General features: G+C 60.8%; 13 protein-coding genes. 6 read left to right on the top strand and 7 right to left on the bottom strand.

Features of this window, described 5'->3' with window-relative positions; genetic code table 11:
* Nucleotides 1-45 precede the first annotated feature (45 nt).
* Complete coding sequence (locus K0H48_RS22570) at nt 46-855, bottom strand: hypothetical protein (RefSeq protein WP_219269264.1); 810 nt, start codon at nt 853-855, stop codon at nt 46-48.
* 429 nt (nt 856-1,284) lie between these two features.
* Here K0H48_RS22570 and K0H48_RS22575 point away from each other — a divergent pair, with 429 nt between their 5' ends.
* Both K0H48_RS22575 and K0H48_RS22580 read left to right on the top strand, forming a co-directional pair.
* The gene (locus tag K0H48_RS22575) at nt 1,285-3,030 is read left to right on the top strand and encodes an ABC transporter permease subunit (RefSeq protein WP_219269265.1); all 1,746 of its coding nucleotides are present in this window, start codon (nt 1,285-1,287) and stop codon (nt 3,028-3,030) included.
* A 14-nt stretch (nt 3,031-3,044) separates the two neighbouring features.
* Nucleotides 3,045-4,367: an AAA-associated domain-containing protein gene (locus K0H48_RS22580; RefSeq protein WP_017134747.1), complete on the top strand. Its 1,323-nt coding sequence runs from the start codon at nt 3,045-3,047 to the stop codon at nt 4,365-4,367.
* Nucleotides 4,368-4,511: 144 nt separating this feature from the next.
* On the opposite strand, the gene prpD is transcribed toward K0H48_RS22580, so the two are convergent.
* The 6 genes from prpD to K0H48_RS22610 form a co-directional block, all read right to left on the bottom strand.
* The gene (gene prpD, locus K0H48_RS22585; protein ID WP_219269266.1) at nt 4,512-5,996 is read right to left on the bottom strand and encodes a 2-methylcitrate dehydratase; all 1,485 of its coding nucleotides are present in this window, start codon (nt 5,994-5,996) and stop codon (nt 4,512-4,514) included.
* 227 nt (nt 5,997-6,223) lie between these two features.
* Nucleotides 6,224-7,414 (bottom strand): 2-methylaconitate cis-trans isomerase PrpF, encoded by a 1,191-nt coding sequence (prpF, locus tag K0H48_RS22590; protein WP_200432307.1) that lies wholly within the window; start codon nt 7,412-7,414, stop codon nt 6,224-6,226.
* Nucleotides 7,415-7,424: 10 nt separating this feature from the next.
* Nucleotides 7,425-10,019 (bottom strand): Fe/S-dependent 2-methylisocitrate dehydratase AcnD, encoded by a 2,595-nt coding sequence (gene acnD / locus K0H48_RS22595; RefSeq protein WP_219269267.1) that lies wholly within the window; start codon nt 10,017-10,019, stop codon nt 7,425-7,427.
* 183 nt (nt 10,020-10,202) lie between these two features.
* Nucleotides 10,203-11,330 carry a 2-methylcitrate synthase gene (prpC, locus tag K0H48_RS22600; protein WP_017134743.1) on the bottom strand — a complete coding sequence of 376 codons (1,128 nt, stop codon included), beginning with the start codon at nt 11,328-11,330 and terminating at the stop codon, nt 10,203-10,205.
* Nucleotides 11,331-11,372: 42 nt separating this feature from the next.
* Nucleotides 11,373-12,266 (bottom strand): methylisocitrate lyase, encoded by an 894-nt coding sequence (prpB, locus tag K0H48_RS22605; RefSeq protein ID WP_017134742.1) that lies wholly within the window; start codon nt 12,264-12,266, stop codon nt 11,373-11,375.
* Complete coding sequence (locus tag K0H48_RS22610) at nt 12,263-12,976, bottom strand: GntR family transcriptional regulator (protein ID WP_138814336.1); 714 nt, start codon at nt 12,974-12,976, stop codon at nt 12,263-12,265. The genes prpB and K0H48_RS22610 overlap by 4 nt, the downstream gene beginning before the upstream one ends.
* Before the next feature lie 272 nt (nt 12,977-13,248).
* Here K0H48_RS22610 and K0H48_RS22615 point away from each other — a divergent pair, with 272 nt between their 5' ends.
* The 4 genes from K0H48_RS22615 (at nt 13,249) to pabB (ending at nt 17,819) form a co-directional block, all read left to right on the top strand.
* Entirely contained in the window at nt 13,249-13,782 is a 534-nt protein-coding gene (locus K0H48_RS22615) for an ATP-dependent zinc protease (protein ID WP_138814335.1), read from the top strand.
* Nucleotides 13,783-13,787: 5 nt separating this feature from the next.
* On the top strand, nt 13,788-15,320 hold the full coding sequence (locus K0H48_RS22620; RefSeq protein ID WP_219269268.1) for an inactive transglutaminase family protein: 1,533 nt from the start codon (nt 13,788-13,790) through the stop codon (nt 15,318-15,320).
* A complete protein-coding gene (locus K0H48_RS22625; RefSeq protein ID WP_200432304.1) occupies nt 15,320-16,306 on the top strand; it encodes an alpha-L-glutamate ligase-like protein in 987 nt (328 codons plus the stop codon). Before K0H48_RS22620 ends, K0H48_RS22625 begins: the two co-directional genes overlap by 1 nt.
* Nucleotides 16,307-16,475: 169 nt before the next feature.
* On the top strand, nt 16,476-17,819 hold the full coding sequence (pabB, locus tag K0H48_RS22630) for an aminodeoxychorismate synthase component I (RefSeq protein ID WP_219269269.1): 1,344 nt from the start codon (nt 16,476-16,478) through the stop codon (nt 17,817-17,819).
* Nucleotides 17,820-17,888: the final 69 nt, after the last annotated feature.

Below are 17,888 nucleotides of genomic sequence, written 5' to 3' on the forward strand. Positions count from 1 at the left end.
AAGCGTGGGCGCTGTTGACCGCGCTTGCCGACGTAAAGCTAAGCCCTACTGCTTCGCCTCATTGAGGTGTTTTTTCAACACCTGAACCTGCTCCTCAAGCATTGAAATTTGTGTGCTGTAGTAGGACTTCATCTCAGCAATACCCGCTTCGATATCAGCGTTGTCCACCCTGAATTGCTCAGCGGTGGGCACCGACTGCGTGGGTGACTCGTTGGTCGGATCTGCCGGGGCATCGCGGGTGGTCATAGTGGGCTTATCCACCGGCGCCGTTGGCGTCTGTATTTCAGGTTTAGTCATCTTCTTGACTTGCTCAGTCATACTTTTAAGCTCCTTGCCCAACGCTTCAAAGGCCTCCGTCATCTGCTGCATCAGCCTGGTGATATCTGCGCGCAGCTGCGTATTCAGCTTGAGTGGCTCCTCAAGATCTTGATTCTGGGCAACTTCAGTTGTCTGAGTGTCTTGAACAACCTGCTCATCCGGCTCTTGAGATGTTTCAGGCAGTTCGACGGGGGCCTCGTCTGTGCCTTTGCGTGGAGCACTCAGTTGCTCACGCAGTTCGACAATATCGTTTTTGAGATTGACGACTTTCTCCTGGCATTCGGTGATAAACGCCTTGAAGTCGATCAGGATCTGGTTATTTTTACCCACCAATTCAAGGGTCTCTTCCTGTGGGCCGACCTTTTGCGATTGCGACGGGTTAACGAGGGTGTTGTGGCTCGAAAACTGACCGCGCTGCTCTGGCGTCACGGGGGGCCGGGGAGCTGCAGCATCGCCCTGTGTGCCGACACTACTTGAGGTATCGGCCTTGTGTTCCTGATGGGGCGGCTTCGAATGCTGAGACGCCTCGTAGCCCATAGGGTAGTTCGTTTGTGGCCGGGAATTTACGCTAGTCATAGGGTGCTTTCTCAAATCCAGATAATGCTTAGTTGTGGGTTGGCAGAGACCTGCTGCGGCAAGCGATCTCACCCATTGATTGGCATTTATTTGAAAGCGGTTCCTGGGATACAGGATGTGTGGGTAGCTAATTATGTCGGCAGCGCAATTAGTCTTTTCCTGGAGGTTGATCGACGCAGGCAAATCCGATGCCCAAGCCGCAGTTCGTACAGGAAACTGACAGCAAATTTATGTGCTTGTAACATTCAGAAACGTACAATCCCGCCAGCGACGTCTCGTTGCCCCTGACTCACGAACACAGCGCCCGTCCTCCTCTGTGGGTCATTCGTGCAGCAGCTAAGCTCACTCCCACCAAGCCCCTGAACCTGAACGCTGCAGGACTGAATGCCTATGAACAAAGTGTTCCGCGATTACCTACCGGCATCCACCCTGCGCTTGCTGCCCAACCGCTGGGACCTGGTCGCGCTGCCACTGGTGATCGGCTTTCTGCTGTTTTTCTCCCTCACGGCTCGGGAAACCTGGGCACCCATCGCCACCTTGCAAAGTGAAGTCATCTCCCTCGACCCGGCCAACCTGCCGGAATACGCGATGCGCACTACGATGCGCATGCTCGCGGCCATGGTCGCGGCGCTGGTTTTTACCTTGCTGTACGGCACCCTGGCCGCCAAAAGCCGACGCGCTGAAAAGCTGCTGGTGCCGGTGCTCGATATCCTGCAATCGGTGCCGGTGCTCGGCTACATCTCTTTCACGGTGACGTTCTTCCTGCTGCTGTTCCCTGGGCGCGTACTCGGCGCCGAACTCGCGGCGATCTTTGCGATCTTCACCAGCCAGGCCTGGAACATGACGTTCAGCTTCTACCAGTCGCTGCGCATGCTGCCCCACGATTTGGTGGAGGTGTCGACCAACCTGCGGCTTTCCGGCTGGCAGAAATTCTGGAAGCTCGATGTGCCGTTCGCCATGCCGGGGCTGGTGTGGAACATGATGATGAGCATGTCCGGCGGCTGGTTCTTCGTGGTGGCTTCCGAAGCCATCACCGTCGGCGACAAAACCATCACCCTGCCGGGCGTGGGTTCGTACCTGGCCTTGGCGATCGCTCAGAAAGACCTGCACGCCGTGGGTTACGTGATTCTGGCGATGATTGTGGTGATCCTGCTGTACGACCAGTTGCTGTTCCGCCCGCTGGTGGCCTGGGCTGACAAGTTCCGCATGGAAACCACCGCGTCCCAGGGCGCGGCGCCACAATCCTGGCTGCTGAACCTGATCCAGCGCACGCGCATCGTCCAGCGCATCCTGCGCCCCATCACCCGTGCCTTCAGTCGGATCGGCAACAAACGGTTCAGCCTGGCGGGCGGTGCGTTCAAGGCGTTGCCGGCCGAAACACCGGCGGCATCGAAAATGATCGACTGGGTGTGGGGCACGCTGATTGCGTTGCTGGCCGCGTATGCGCTGTACCACATCGTGCAATACGTGGGCACCGAAGTGACCTTCGCCGAAGTCGGCCATGTGTTTGTACTGGGCCTGATCACCTTGCTACGCGTGGCCGGGCTGATCCTGATCGCCTCGCTGATCTGGGTGCCATTGGGTGTCATGATCGGCTTGCGCCCTGCGCTGGCGGAAAAAATCCAGCCGTTGGCACAGTTTCTCGCGGCCTTCCCGGCGAACCTGTTGTTCCCGGTCTTTGTGATCGTGATCCTGCACTACAACCTCAATCCGGATATCTGGCTGAGCCCGCTGATCGTGCTGGGCACCCAGTGGTACATCCTGTTCAACGTGATTGCCGGCGCCAGCGCCTTCCCCAATGACTTCAAAGAAGCCGCCGCCAACTTCCGCATTCGCGGCTGGCTGTGGTGGCGCAAGGTGATGCTGCCGGGAATCTTCCCCTATTACGTCACCGGCGCCATTACCGCCTCGGGCGGTGCCTGGAACGCCAGTATCGTCTCCGAGTACGTGTCGTGGGGCCAGGACAACGTGGTCGCCCATGGGCTGGGCGCCTACATCGCGCAAACCACCGCAGCCGGTGACTTCCCGAAAATTGCCCTGGGCGTGGTGGTGATGTCGATCTTCGTGGTGGCGTTCAACCGCGCGGTCTGGCGGCCGATGTACGCCATCGCTGAAAACAAACTTCGTCTGAATTGATGGGATTCGCTGTGATGACTACCTACACCGAAAACACTGCCGATACCCCGCAAATCTACTCGCTGAAAAACGTCAACCGAGTGTTCGGCAAAGGTAAAGACGAGCTGCAAGTGCTCAGCGGCGTCGACCTGAGCCTGCACGAAGGCGAGATCGTCGGCATGCTTGGCCGCTCCGGCTCGGGCAAGTCCACCTTGCTGCGCATTATCGCCGGGCTGATCCAGCCGTCATCCGGCGAAGTACGCTACAACGGCGCGCCGCTCAACGGCCCGGCCGAAGGCGTGGCCATGGTGTTCCAGACCTTTGCGCTGTTCCCCTGGCTGACCGTGCTGGAAAACGTCGAAGCCGGCCTGCAAGCCTTGCAGGTCGAACGCAAGGAAACCCGCCGGCGCGCCTTGGCCGCCATCGACTTGATCGGCCTCGACGGCTTTGAAAACGCCTACCCGCGCGAGCTGTCCGGCGGCATGCGCCAGCGCGTGGGGTTTGCCCGTGGCCTGGTGGTCAACCCCACGCTGTTGCTGATGGATGAACCCTTCTCGGCCCTCGACGTGCTCACCGCCGAAACCCTGCGCACCGACCTGCTGGATTTGTGGAGCGGCAAGCAACTGCCGATCAAGTCGATCCTGATCGTGACCCACAACATCGAAGAAGCGGTGCTGATGTGCGACCGCATCCTGGTGTTGTCATCCAACCCCGGCCGCGTGGTCGCCGAGATCAAAGTACCGTTCGCGCACCCGCGCAACCGCCTGGACCCGACGTTCCGGCAAATGGTCGATGACATCTACGCCCTGATGACCGACCGACGCAGCGCCGATGCCAGCCGTGGCATACCCGAGCTGAAAATGGGCAGCCTGCTGCCGGAGGTGTCCACCAACCTGATGGCCGGCCTGATCGAAACCCTGGCCGCCGAGCCTTACAACGGCCACGCCGGTTTGCCCACCGTGGCCGAACGGCGCTTGCTGGAAGTCGACGACCTGTTCCCGGTGGCCGAGATGCTCGAGCATTTGGGCTTTGCCGAACTCAAGGGCGCGGACATCACCCTCACCGACGCCGGCAAGCTGTTCGCCGACTACGGCACTCAGGAACGCAAAACCCTGTTTGCCGAGCATTTGATCAAACACGTGCCCCTGGCCGCGCGGATTCATCAGGTGTTGCTTGAGCGCAGCGGGCACCGGGCGCCACGGGTGCGTTTTGAGCAGGAACTGGAAGACTCGATGACCGAAGCGTTCGTAGAAAAAACCCTCGAAAGCGTGGTGGCGTGGGGGCGGTATGCGGAGATTTTTTCGTATGACGACCATACCGAGACGTTTAGCCTGGATGATGTGGAAGGCAGTATGTAACAGACCAAGTGTGGGAGCTGCTTTTGTGGGAGCTGGCTTGCCTGCGATGCAGACAACTCGGTCTTTCAGCTACACCGAGGTGATGCTATCGCAGGCAAGCCAGCTCCCACAAAGCCCGCTCCCACATTGGGTACGGGGTGTTTGTCAGATTACAAACAGGTCCACAAACCGATTCACCGGCGTGGCCTCAAGCCGCGCCTGATCCTTGCACAACGCAAAAATCTCGCCAGTGCGCTGCGCGGTAAACCGCGTGGCCAGGTTGGCCTTGAACTTATCCTCCAGCAACGGAATGCCGTCTGCCCGACGCCGGCGATGGCCAATCGGGTATTCCACCGCGACCTGCTCGGTGTGGGTGCCATCCTTGAAAAACACCTGCACCGCATTGGCGATAGAGCGCTTGTCGGCCTCCAGGTATTCGCGGCTGTAGCGCAAGTCTTCAACGATCTCCATCTTGTCGCGCAGCTCATCGATGATCGGGTGCGCCGCATGGAACTCATCTTCGTACTGCTCGGCCACCAGATTGCCGAACGCCAACGGCACAGCGGTCATGTATTGCAGGCAGTGGTCGCGATCGGCGGCGTTGGCCAGCTTCCCGACTTTGGAAATGATGCGAATCGCCGACTCGTGGGTGGTGATCACGATGCGGTCGATTTCATGCAGACGCCCCTTGACCAGCGGGTGCAAGGTCACCGCCGCCTCACAGGCCGTTTGCGCGTGGAACTCGGCCGGGAAGCTGATCTTGAACAGCACGTTTTCCATCACATAGGTGCCATAAGGCTGGGACAGGCTGAACGCGCGCTTGTCCTCAGGCTTAAGCGCCAGGTCTTTGTTGGTGTGGCTGAACAGCACGTCATAAAAACCCCATTGCGGCGCGCTCAGCACACCGGGGATGCCCATCTCGCCGCGCAGCGCGATATCCGCCAAGCGTACGCCACGGCTCGATGCATCCCCGGCCGCCCAGGATTTGCGCGAGCCGGCGTTCGGCGCATGGCGATACGTGCGCAGCGCCTGCCCATCGACAAACGCATGGGACAGCGCCGACAGCAGCTGTTCATGGTTAGCGCCCATCAATTTGGCGGTGACCGCCGTGGAGGCGACTTTTACCAGCAATACATGGTCGAGGCCGACGCGGTTGAAGGAGTTTTCCAGGGCAATCACGCCCTGGATTTCGTGGGCCATGATCATCGCCTCCAGCACCGCGCGCACCGTCAGCGGCGCGTCGCCGTTGGCCACACGTTTTTGCGACAAGTGATCGGCCACGGCGAGGATGCCGCCAAGGTTATCCGAAGGGTGGCCCCATTCGGCGGCGAGCCAGGTGTCGTTGTAGTCGAGCCAACGCACGATGCAGCCAATGTCCCAGGCGGCCTTGATCGGGTCCAGACGGAACGAGGTGCCCGGCACACGTGCACCGAACGGCACGACGGTGCCTTCGACGATCGGCCCCAGGTGCTTGGTGCACTCAGGGAAGCGCAGAGCCAAAAGGCCACAGCCGAGGGTGTCCATCAGGCAGTTGCGTGCGGTGTTCAACGCGTCGCGGGAATCGATGCGGTAATTGAGGACGTAGTCGGCAATGTCCTGCAGGACCTGGTCGTAGTCGGGGCGGTTGTTCTGGTCGACGTTGGCGCTCATGGCAGTACTCCAAAGTGGGTTGGGGTTAGTCCTCGGGCTCACGGTTGATCATGTTAAGGCCGGTCTGGTTGCCTGCCTTGGTAGTTCGGACAGTGTTGAACCCCTGTGGGAGCGGGCTTGCTCGCGAATGCGGTGTGTCAGCTACACATAAGGTGACTGATACACCGCATTCGCGAGCAAGCCCGCTCCCACACAAGCCCACTTCCCAAAAGGGATTGTGTTGGTCTTTAGAACGCGTCGCCGGGAACGCGCACGAAACCTTCCATCAGCACCCGTGCGCTGCGGCTCATGATGGCTTTTTTCACCACCCATTCGCCGTTTACCTGGGTGGCCTCGGCGCCGACGCGCAAGGTGCCGGACGGATGCCCGAACCGCACTGCGTTGCGCTCCACACCACCGGCCGCGAGGTTGACCAGGGTGCCGGAAATCGCCGCCGCCGTGCCAATCGCCACCGCCGCCGTGCCCATCATCGCGTGGTGCAGCTTGCCCATGGACAGTGCGCGCACCAGTAAATCCACATCACCGGCCTTGATTGCCTTGCCACTGGAAGCCACGTAATCCAAGGGTTTGGCCACAAACGCGACCTTTGGCGTGTGCTGGCGCTGGGCGGCTTCGTCCAGGTGTTTGATCAGGCCCATGCGCAACGCGCCATAAGCCCGCACGGTCTCGAACATCGCCAGCGCTTTCGGGTCGCTGTTGATCGCGCCTTGCAGCTCGGTGCCGGTGTAGCCGAGGTCTTCGGCGTTGATGAAGATCGTCGGGATGCCCGCGTTGATCAGCGTCGCCTTGAAGGTGCCGACACCCGGAACTTCCAGATCATCGATCAGGTTGCCGGTGGGAAACATCGAGCCACCGCCGCCCTCTTCTTCCGCTGCCGGGTCCATGAATTCAAGCTGCACTTCGGCGGCCGGGAAAGTCACGCCGTCGAGCTCAAAGTCGCCGGTTTCCTGCACCGCGCCGTCGGTGATCGGCACGTGAGCGATGATGGTCTTGCCGATATTGGCCTGCCACACCCGCACCACCGCCACACCGTTATGCGGCACACGGGCAGGGTCAACCAGCCCGGCGCTGATGGCGAACGAGCCCACCGCCGCCGACAGGTTGCCGCAGTTGCCGCTCCAGTCGACAAACGGCTTGTCGATGGAGACCTGGCCAAACAGGTAGTCCACGTCATGATCGGCGCGGGTACTTTTGGCCAGGATTACGGTTTTGCTGGTGCTCGAGGTTGCACCGCCCATGCCGTCGATCTGCTTGTCGTAGGGATCGGGGCTGCCGATAACCCGTAACAGCAAGGCATCGCGAGCAGCACCCGGCACCTGCGCCGACTCGGGCAGGTCCTTGAGGCTGAAAAACACGCCCTTGCTGGTGCCACCACGCATGTAGGTGGCGGGGATCTTGATTTGCGCTGCGTGTGCCATGGTTATCCCCTTAAGCGGTCGCCGCCGATTCCAGGAAGTCCTGGGCAAAACGTTGCAACACGCCGCCCGCCTCGTAGATCGACACTTCTTCGGCGGTGTCCAGGCGGCACGTCACCGGCACTTCGACACGTTCGCCATTCTTGCGGTTGATCACCAACGTCAGCTGCGCACGCGGCGTACGCTGGCCGACCACGTCATAGGTTTCGCTGCCGTCGATCTTCAGTGTGTGGCGGTCGGTGCCCGGCAAAAACTCCAGTGGCAACACGCCCATGCCCACCAGGTTGGTGCGGTGGATGCGCTCGAACCCTTCGGCGGCAATCGCCTCCACACCGGCCAGGCGCACGCCCTTGGCCGCCCAGTCGCGGGACGAGCCCTGGCCGTAGTCGGCGCCGGCAATGATGATCAGCGGCTGCTTGCGTTCCATGTAGGTTTCGATGGCTTCCCACATCCGCGTGACTTGGCCTTCGGGCTCGATACGCGCCAGGGAACCCTGCTTGACCTTGCCGTTTTCCACCACCATCTCGTTGAACAGCTTCGGGTTGGCAAAGGTCGCGCGCTGCGCAGTCAAGTGGTCGCCACGGTGCGTCGCATAGGAGTTGAAGTCGACTTCCGGCAGGCCCATTTTCGCCAGGTATTCACCCGCAGCGCTGTCGAGCATGATCGCGTTGGACGGCGACAGGTGGTCGGTGGTGATGTTGTCTGGCAGCACTGCCAGCGGGCGCATGCCCTTGAGCGGGCGCGCGCCGGCCAGTGCGCCTTCCCAGTATGGCGGGCGACGGATATAGGTGCTTTGCGGGCGCCAGTCGTACAGCGGCGTGACTTTGGGGCCGGTGTCTTCATGGATCGCGAACATCGGGATGTAGACGGCGCGGAACTGCTCCGGCTTGACCGACGCCTTGACCACGGCGTCGATTTCTTCGTCGCTCGGCCAGATGTCTTTCAGGCGGATTTCCTTGCCGTCGGCGTCCAGGCCCAGCACGTCTTTTTCGATGTCAAAACGGATGGTGCCGGCAATCGCGTAGGCCACCACCAACGGCGGCGACGCCAGGAACGCTTGCTTGGCATACGGGTGAATGCGCCCGTCGAAGTTGCGGTTACCCGACAACACGGCCGTGGCGTACAGGTCGCGGTCGATGATTTCCTGCTGGATCACCGGGTCGAGCGCGCCGGACATGCCGTTGCAGGTGGTGCAAGCGAAGGCCACTACGCCGAAGCCGAGCTTTTCCAGCTCGTGGCCAAGGCCGGCTTCTTCCAGGTACATGGCCACGGTTTTCGAGCCCGGCGCCAGCGAGGATTTAACCCACGGTTTGCGCGTGAGCCCAAGCTGGTTGGCATTACGCGCCAGCAAGCCTGCGGCAATCACGTTGCGCGGGTTGCTGGTGTTGGTGCAGCTGGTGATGGCGGCGATGATCACCGCGCCGTCGGGCATATGCCCCGGCACTTCATCCCACTGACCGGAGATGCCTTTTGACGCCAGATCACTGGTTGCCACGCGCGCATGCGGGTTGCTCGGGCCGGCCATGTTGCGCACGACGCTGGACAGGTCGAAGGTCAGGCCACGCTCGTATTGCGCGCCCTTGAGGTCATCGGCCCACAGCCCGGTGTGGCGGGCGTATTGCTCCACCAACGTGACTTGTTCGTCTTCGCGGCCGGTGAGTTTCAGGTAGGCGATAGTCTGCTGGTCGATGTAGAACATTGCGGCGGTAGCGCCGTATTCCGGGGCCATGTTGGAGATGGTCGCGCGGTCGCCCAGTGTGAGTGCCGAAGCGCCTTCGCCGAAGAACTCCAGCCACGCGCCCACGACTTTCTGTTTGCGCAGGAACTCGGTCAAGGCCAGCACCATGTCGGTGGCGGTGATGCCCGGTTGCAGCTTGCCGGTCAATTCCACGCCGACGCTTTCCGGCAGGCGCATCCAAGACGCGCGACCCAGCATCACACTCTCGGCCTCAAGGCCACCGACGCCGATGGCGATCACGCCCAAGGCGTCTACGTGCGGGGTATGGCTGTCGGTGCCGACGCAGGTATCCGGGAAGGCTACGCCATCGCGTACCTGGATCACCGGAGACATTTTCTCCAGGTTGATCTGGTGCATGATGCCGTTGCCCGGCGGGATCACGTCGACGTTCTTGAAGGCCTTTTTGGTCCACTCGATAAAGTGGAAACGGTCCTCGTTGCGACGGTCTTCGATGGCGCGGTTTTTCTCGAACGCCTGCGGGTCAAAACCACCGGCTTCGACGGCCAGCGAGTGGTCGACGATCAATTGGGTCGGCACCACCGGGTTGACCTGCGCCGGGTCACCGCCTTGCAGGGCGATGGCATCGCGCAGGCCGGCAAGGTCGACCAGCGCGGTCTGGCCGAGGATGTCGTGGCACACCACACGCGCCGGGAACCACGGAAAATCCAGGTCGCGTTTGCGTTCGATCAGTTGGCTCAGGGACGCGTTGAGAGTGGCCGGGTCGCAGCGGCGCACGAGGTTTTCGGCGAGCACGCGCGAGGTGTACGGCAAGGTGGCATAGGCGCCGGGCGTGATGGCCTCGACAGCCGCACGGGCGTCGAAGAAATCCAGGCGGCTGCCGGGCAGCGGTTTGCGAAATTCAGTGTTCATCGTCAGGACTCGGTCACGGTAGGTTCACAAGGCGAACTGTCGACACTGGCCTGGCTTTCTGTGGGAGCTGGCTTGCCTGCGATGGCATCACTGCGGTGTGACAGGTACACCAGGGTGATGCGATCGCAGGCAAGCCAGCTCCCACAGAACAGCGCATTGGCCGATGTGCCGGGTTCAGCCCACTCAGCGACGTTCGATTGGCACGAACTTGCGCTGTTCTACGCCGATGTACTCGGCGCTTGGACGGATGATGCGGTTATTGGCGCGCTGCTCGAACACATGCGCGGCCCAGCCGGTCAGCCGTGAGCACACGAAGATCGGTGTGAACAGCTTGGTCGGGATGCCCATGAAGTGGTACGCCGAGGCATGGTAGAAGTCGGCGTTGGGGAACAATTTCTTCTGTTCCCACATGGTCTTGTCGATGGCTTCCGAAACCGGGAACAACACCTTGTCGCCGACCTCATCCGCGAGTTTTTTCGCCCAGCCCTTGATCACTTCATTACGCGGGTCGCTGTCTTTGTAGATCGCGTGGCCAAACCCCATGATCTTGTCTTTGCGCGCCAGCATGCCGAGGGTGCCTTCGACGGCTTCTTCGGCCGAGCCGAAACGCTCGATCATCTCCATCGCCGCTTCGTTGGCGCCACCATGCAGCGGGCCGCGCAGCGAGCCGATGGCGGCGGTCACGCAGGAATACAGATCGGACAGGGTTGAAGCGCACACACGGGCGGTGAAGGTCGAGGCGTTGAACTCGTGCTCGGCATAGAGGATCAGCGACACGTTCATGACTTTTTCATGCAGCGCGCTCGGCTTCTTGCCATGCAGCAGGTGCAGGAAGTGGCCGCCGATGCTGGGCTCGTCGGTCACGCAGTCAATCTTCTTGCCGTCGTGGCTGAAGCGATACCAGTAGCACATGATCGCCGGGAAAGCGGCGAGCAGGCGGTCGGTGACATCGTGCTGCGCGCTGAAGTCTTTCTCGGGCTCGATATTGCCCAGGAACGAGCAACCGGTGCGCATCACGTCCATCGGGTGGGCGTCGGCGGGGATGCGTTCCAGCACTTCTTTAAGCGCTTGCGGCAGGTCGCGCAGTTTGCTGAGTTTGGCGCTGTAGGCGGCCAGTTCGGTTTTGCTCGGCAATTCGCCGTAGAGCAGCAAGTAGGCGACTTCTTCAAATTGCGCATCGGCGGCCAGTTCGCGCACGTCATAGCCGCGATAGGTCAAGCCGGCACCGGCCTGGCCCACGGTGGACAGTGCGGTCTGCCCGGCTACCTGGCCACGCAGGCCGGCGCCACTCAGTACTTTTGCTTCAGCCATGGTTCTTCTCCAATTTTGTAGTTATTCAGGGAGGCGCGTTCGTTACTTTTTCGCGGCGAACAGCGCGTCGAGCTTCTGCTCGAAGGTGTGGTAGTCGATGCGATCGTAAAGCTCCATGCGGGTTTGCATGGTGTCGATCACGTTCTGCTGCGTACCGTCGCGACGGATCGCGGTGTAGACGTTCTCGGCGGCCTTGTTCATGGCGCGGAAAGCCGACAGCGGGTACAGCACGATGGAAACATCGGCAGATTTCAGTTGATCGACGGTGTAGAGAGGGGTTGCGCCGAACTCGGTAATGTTAGCCAGGATCGGGGCCTTTACCTTTGAGGCGAAGAGCTTGTACATCTCCAGCTCAGTGATGGCTTCCGGGAACACCATGTCGGCGCCGGCTTCGATGCAGGCGGCGGCACGCTCCAGGGCCGACTCCAACCCTTCTACCGCCAGCGCGTCGGTGCGCGCCATGATCACGAAGCTGTCGTCGGTACGCGCGTCTACGGCGGCCTTGATGCGGTCGACCATTTCCTGCTGGGACACGATTTCTTTGTTCGGGCGATGCCCGCAACGCTTGGCGCCGACCTGGTCTTCGATATGGATGGCGGCGGCGCCGAACTTGATCATCGACTTGACGGTGCGCGCCACGTTGAACGCCGAGGAGCCAAAACCGGTGTCGACATCTACCAGCAGCGGCAGGTCGCACACGTCGGTGATGCGGCGTACGTCGGTGAGTACGTCGTCCAGGCCGGTGATGCCCAGGTCCGGCACGCCCAGGGAACCGGCAGCTACGCCGCCGCCTGACAGATAAATCGCTTTGAAACCGGCGCGCTTGGCCAGCAGCGCGTGGTTGGCGTTGATCGCGCCCACCACCTGCAAGGGCTGTTCGCTGGCCACGGCGTCACGAAAACGCTGGCCTGGAGTGGTTTTATTGTTGGAACTCATGACTCACCTCGTGATGAAGGAGCGCCGTCCGGGAAGTGACGGGCAATATTACGTTTGGAAGCGCCGATATGCCGGCGCATCAACAACTCGGCCAGTTCACCGTCGCGATCGGCAATCGCGTCAAGAATGCGGTGATGCTCGGCAAAGGCCTGGCGTGGACGATTAGGGGTGGCGGAGAACTGGATGCGGTACATGCGCACCAACTGGTACAGCTCGCCGCAGAGCATTTGGGTAAGGGTACGGTTACCGGCGCCTTGAATTATCCGGTAATGAAAATCGAAGTCGCCCTCTTGCTGGTAGTAGCCCAGGCCCGCCTGGAACGCCTCGTCGCGCTCATGGGTGTGCAACACCTGGCGCAGCTCTTCGATTTCCGCGTCGGTCATGCGCTCGGCGGCCAGACGGCAGGCCATGCCTTCCAGGGATTCGCGGATTTCATACAGCTCGATCAGCTCGGCATGGCTCAAGGACACCACTCTTGCGCCGACATGCGGCACGCGCACCAGCAGGCGCTGGCCTTCAAGGCGGTGGATAGCTTCACGCAACGGGCCACGGCTGATGCCGTAAGTGCGCGCCAGTTCCGGTTCGGAGATCTTGCTGCCGGGAGCGATTTCACCCTTGACGATGGCGGCCTGGATACGCCGAAAGACATTCTCTGACATCGTCTGGGAATCGTCTTGCGACACCAGCGGCGTTTCCAGCTGACCCAGCATATTGTCGACACCTTTAAAAGCAATGCGGCAAAAACTAGCCAATCAAGCCTTAATAGTCAAAGAATAAATCCACATTGTCGACAATCGTCTAATAACCCCTTCTGCACCTTCGCGGAGCATGGCCGCCTGCCAGCGCTGGCGCCAGAAAAGCATCATGTTAGAATGCCCGCCGCTTTTGCCTGACATCACTTGATGAAACGGCGCACGAGGGAGTTTGCGCAGCAATGCCAGTCGCCTTGAATTAAACATCGCACTGCACCGCGTCAGGATCTATGAGACTCAAACCCTTCCTTCTTATTTGCCTCTTGTGCCTACCTGGCCTTGGCGTTGCCGCCGAGAAGACCGTGTATGGCCTGAATGAATACGCCAAATTGGCCGGCATCGACCTGGAAGTCGCCGCCAAACTCGATACCGGCGCCAAGACCGCCTCGTTGAGCGCCCGCGATATCAAGCGTTTCAAGCGCGACGGCGAATCCTGGGTACGCTTTTATCTCGCCATCGACACCGCCCATTCCCACCCCATCGAACGCCCCCTGGCCCGCGTCAGCAAGATCAAGCGCCGCGCCGGTGACTACGACCCCGATGAGGACAAGAACTACACCGCCCGCCCAGTGATTGCCCTGGATATCTGCATGGGCACTGCTTTACGCAGCATCGAAGTGAACTTGACTGACCGCAGCGCCTTCCAATACCCGCTGCTGATCGGCTCCGAAGCGTTGAAACGCTTTGATGCGCTGGTCGACCCCAGTCTTAAATACGCAGCGGGCAAACCCGCCTGCGCCGCCGACGCTCATACCGCCGAGTAAACCGAATGCGCTCTCTGACCCTGCACCTGAGAATCCTGATCACCATCCTGGTGGTGTTGGGTATTTCGGTCACCGCCTATCAGATTTTCGTGCTGGGAATCCCCGTCACCGAAGACGCCACCGACGACTTGTGGAACATCGACGCCAAGGTCGAGTTCGTCGCCAACCCCAAGGACCCGGTAAAAATCTCGATGTTCGTGCCGCCCCTGAGCCGCGACTTCGTCAGCCTTAACGAGAGTTTTATTTCCAATAACTACGGCGTGAGCGTCAACCGCGCCGACGGCAACCGCAAGGTCACCTGGTCGGCGCGCCGCGCCAAGGGCAACCAGACGCTGTATTACCGCTTGGTGCTGACCAAGCGTTACAGCGGTGAAAAGGTCAAGGTCAAAGGCCCGACCTTCCGCGACAGCATCGCCGTCGAAGGCCCGGAAAAAATCGCCGCCGAAGCCCTGCTGGCGCCGATCCGCCAGCATTCGGCCGACGTCGAGACCTTTATCACCGAAGCGATCAAGCGCACCAACAACCTCAACGACGACAATGTAAAGCTGCTGCTGGCGGGCGATCCGTCCACGCCGCACAAAGCCAAGATCGTCGAACTGTTGCTGTCCATCGCCCATGTGCCGGTGGAAAAAGTCCACACCATCCGGCTCGTCGCCGACCAGCCGCAAACCCCGGAACTGTGGCTGCGCAGCTTCAACGGTAATGACTGGCTGTACTTCAACCCGGAAACCGGCGAGCAGGGCCTGCCATCCGACCGCCTGCTGTGGTGGACCGGTGATGAAAACCTGATTTCGGTGGAGGGCGGCAAGAAAGCCATGGTGACCTTCAGCCTCAACAACAGTGAGATGAACGCGATTCGCCTGGCCAAGCTGACCGACGAAAACACCGACGCCAACTTCCTCGAATACTCGCTGTACGGCCTGCCGCTGCAAACCCAGCAGACCTTCATGATCATGGTGATGATCCCCATCGGCGTGCTGGTGATTCTGATCCTGCGTAACCTGATCGGCCTGCAAACCCTGGGCACCTTCACTCCGGTGCTGATCGCCCTGGCGTTTCGCGAGACGCAATTGGGCTTCGGCATTGCGCTGTTTACCATCATCACGGCGCTGGGCCTGTCGCTGCGTTCGTACCTGGAGCACCTGAAATTGCAGATGCTGCCCAGACTCTCGGTGGTGTTGACCTTCGTGGTGGTACTGATTGCGGCCATCAGCCTGTTCAGCCACAAGCTCGGCCTGGAACGCGGGCTGTCGGTGGCGCTGTTCCCGATGGTGATTCTGACCATGACCATCGAGCGTCTGTCGATCACCTGGGAAGAACGCGGTGCCAACCATGCGCTGAAAGTGGCCGTAGGCACACTGTTCGCCGCCGCCCTGGCGCACATCATCATGAGCGTGCCGGAGCTGGTCTACTTTGTGTTCACCTTCCCGGCGATCCTGTTGATTCTGGTGGGTTTCATGCTGGCCATGGGTCGCTATCGCGGCTATCGCCTCACCGAACTGGTACGTTTCAAGGCTTTCCTCAAGGCTGATTCGTAATGTTTGGCTTCTGGAAAACCTGGAAGGCCCTGGAAGCGCGGGGGATCATGGGCATCAACCGGCGAAACGCCGATTACGTGCTCAAGTACAACAAGCGCAGCCTCTACCCGCTGGTGGATGACAAGATCATCACCAAGGAACGCGCCTTGGCTGCCGGCCTGCACGTGCCGGAAATGTACGGGATCATTTCCACCGAAAAAGAAATCGACAAGCTCGACGAGATCATCGGCGGGCGCAGCGACTTCGTGATCAAACCGGCCCAGGGCGCTGGCGGTGATGGCATCCTGGTGGTGGCCGACCGTTTTGAAGGGCGCTACCGCACAGTGTCCGGCAAGATCATCAGCCATGAAGAAATCGAGCACCAGATCTCCAGCATCCTCACCGGTTTGTATTCCCTGGGCGGCCACCGCGACCGCGCACTGATCGAATACCGCGTGGTGCCCGACCAGATCTTCAAGAGCATCAGCTACGAAGGCGTACCGGATATCCGCATTATCGTGCTGATGGGCTACCCGGTGATGGCCATGCTGCGCCTGCCGACCCGCCAGTCCGGCGGCAAGGCCAACCTGCACCAGGGCGCGATTGGCGTGGGCGTAGACCTCGCCACCGGCCTGACTCTGCGCGGCACCTGGCTGAACAACATCATTACCAAACACCCCGACACCACCAATGCGGTGGATGGCGTGCAACTGCCCAACTGGGACGGGTTCATGACCCTCGCGGCCGGCTGCTACGAGCTGTGCGGGCTCGGCTATATCGGCGTGGACATGGTGCTGGACCAGGAAAAAGGCCCGTTGATCCTGGAGCTGAATGCGCGGCCCGGGCTGAATATCCAGATCGCCAACGACTGCGGTTTGACGTTGCGTACCCATGCGGTGGAAGCGCGACTGGACGCGCTGAAAGCGGCTGGCGTGACCGAAACTCCGGAAGAACGGGTGAAGTTTGTGCAGGAAATGTTTGGGCATATTCCTGCGGTAGAAGGCTAGTGGCCTCATCGCAGGCAAGCCAGCTCCCAGAATGTGGGAGCTGGCTTGCCTGCGATAGCTTTGTGACAAGCAACACCTCTATCTAGCTATCACCGACATCCCCTCTAGGACCAAACCCTTCGGGGGACTACAATCGCCACCCCCACGCCAACAGCTGATCCACCCCGCGATGTCGACCTGCTCCGTACACCCGCTGCCCTACCGGGCCAACCCCGCCGACTACTTTGCGGCAATTCGTCATGCCCCTGGCGCAGTGCTGCTCGACAGTGGTCGCCCGGCTGCCGAACGCGGGCGTTATGACCTGCTCAGCGCCTGGCCACAAGCGACATTGACGGTAGCGCCTGACGAAAGTGGTGGTGATTTCCTGCAACGCTTGCGGACAAACCTGACGCAGTTAGGCGAAGCGCATCTGCCTGCAGGTTATGCACTACCCTTTGCTGGCGGCTTGATTGGCTACTTGAGTTACGATTTTGGCCGGCACCTGGAGCAACTGCCTGATTGGGCCGTAGATGACCTGCACCTGCCGGATGCGCGTTTCGGGCTGTATGCCTGGGCGCTGATCAGCGATCACCAGGCGCAGACCAGCCAGTTGGTGTTTCACCCCGCGCTGGCCGACAGCGAACGGCTACGGTTGATCAAACTGTTTGGGCAACCTGCGGCTATATCGCCTGACACGTTCAAGCTGAACGGTCCCATGGCACCGGCCCTCACATCCGAGGCCTACCGGCAGGCCATCGTGCGTATTCAGGACTACATCCAGGCAGGCGACTGCTACCAGGTCAACTTTGCGCAACGCTTTCGCGCGCCCTGTGCCGGCGATCCCTGGGTCGCGTATTGCGCGCTGCGTGAAGCCTGCCCTACACCGTTTTCCGGGTTTCAGAGCCTGCCGGATAACGGTGCGATACTCAGTCTGTCGCCAGAACGATTCGTGCAGATCAGCGAGCGCCAGGTCGAAACCCGCCCGATCAAAGGCACCCGCCCGCGGGGGTTGACGCCTGAAGAAGACGCCGCCAACGCCGCCGAACTCCTGGCTAGCCCCAAGGATCGCGCCGAAAACCTGATGATCGTCGACCTGCTGCGCAACGACCTCGGCCGCACTTGCCGCACCGGCTCGGTGAAGGTGCCGGAGTTGTTCAGCCTGGAAAGCTACCCCAATGTGCACCACTTGGTGAGCAGCGTGACAGGGGTGCTGGCCGACGACAAAGACGCCCTCGACCTGATCGCCGGCAGCTTCCCCGGCGGCTCCATCACTGGCGCGCCGAAGATCCGCGCAATGCAGATCATCGATGAACTGGAACCGACTCGACGCGGGTTGTACTGCGGCTCGCTGGTGTATCTGGATGTGCGCGGCGAAATGGACAGCTCCATCGCCATCCGCAGTTTGCTGGTCAAGGATGGGCACGTGAACTGCTGGGGCGGTGGCGGGATCGTGGCGGATTCGCAATGGGAGGCGGAGTATCAAGAGTCGCTCACCAAGGTACGGGTCTTGTTACACACGTTGGAAAGCCTGTAGCACCCCCGCCTCTCCTGGCGCTCGCTCGCGGCGCCCAGCGACAGAAAAAACCTGAATCAGAACGGCTGT

The sequence above is a fragment of the Pseudomonas sp. Xaverov 259 genome (genome assembly GCF_019352915.1).
Lineage (GTDB): Bacteria > Pseudomonadota > Gammaproteobacteria > Pseudomonadales > Pseudomonadaceae > Aquipseudomonas.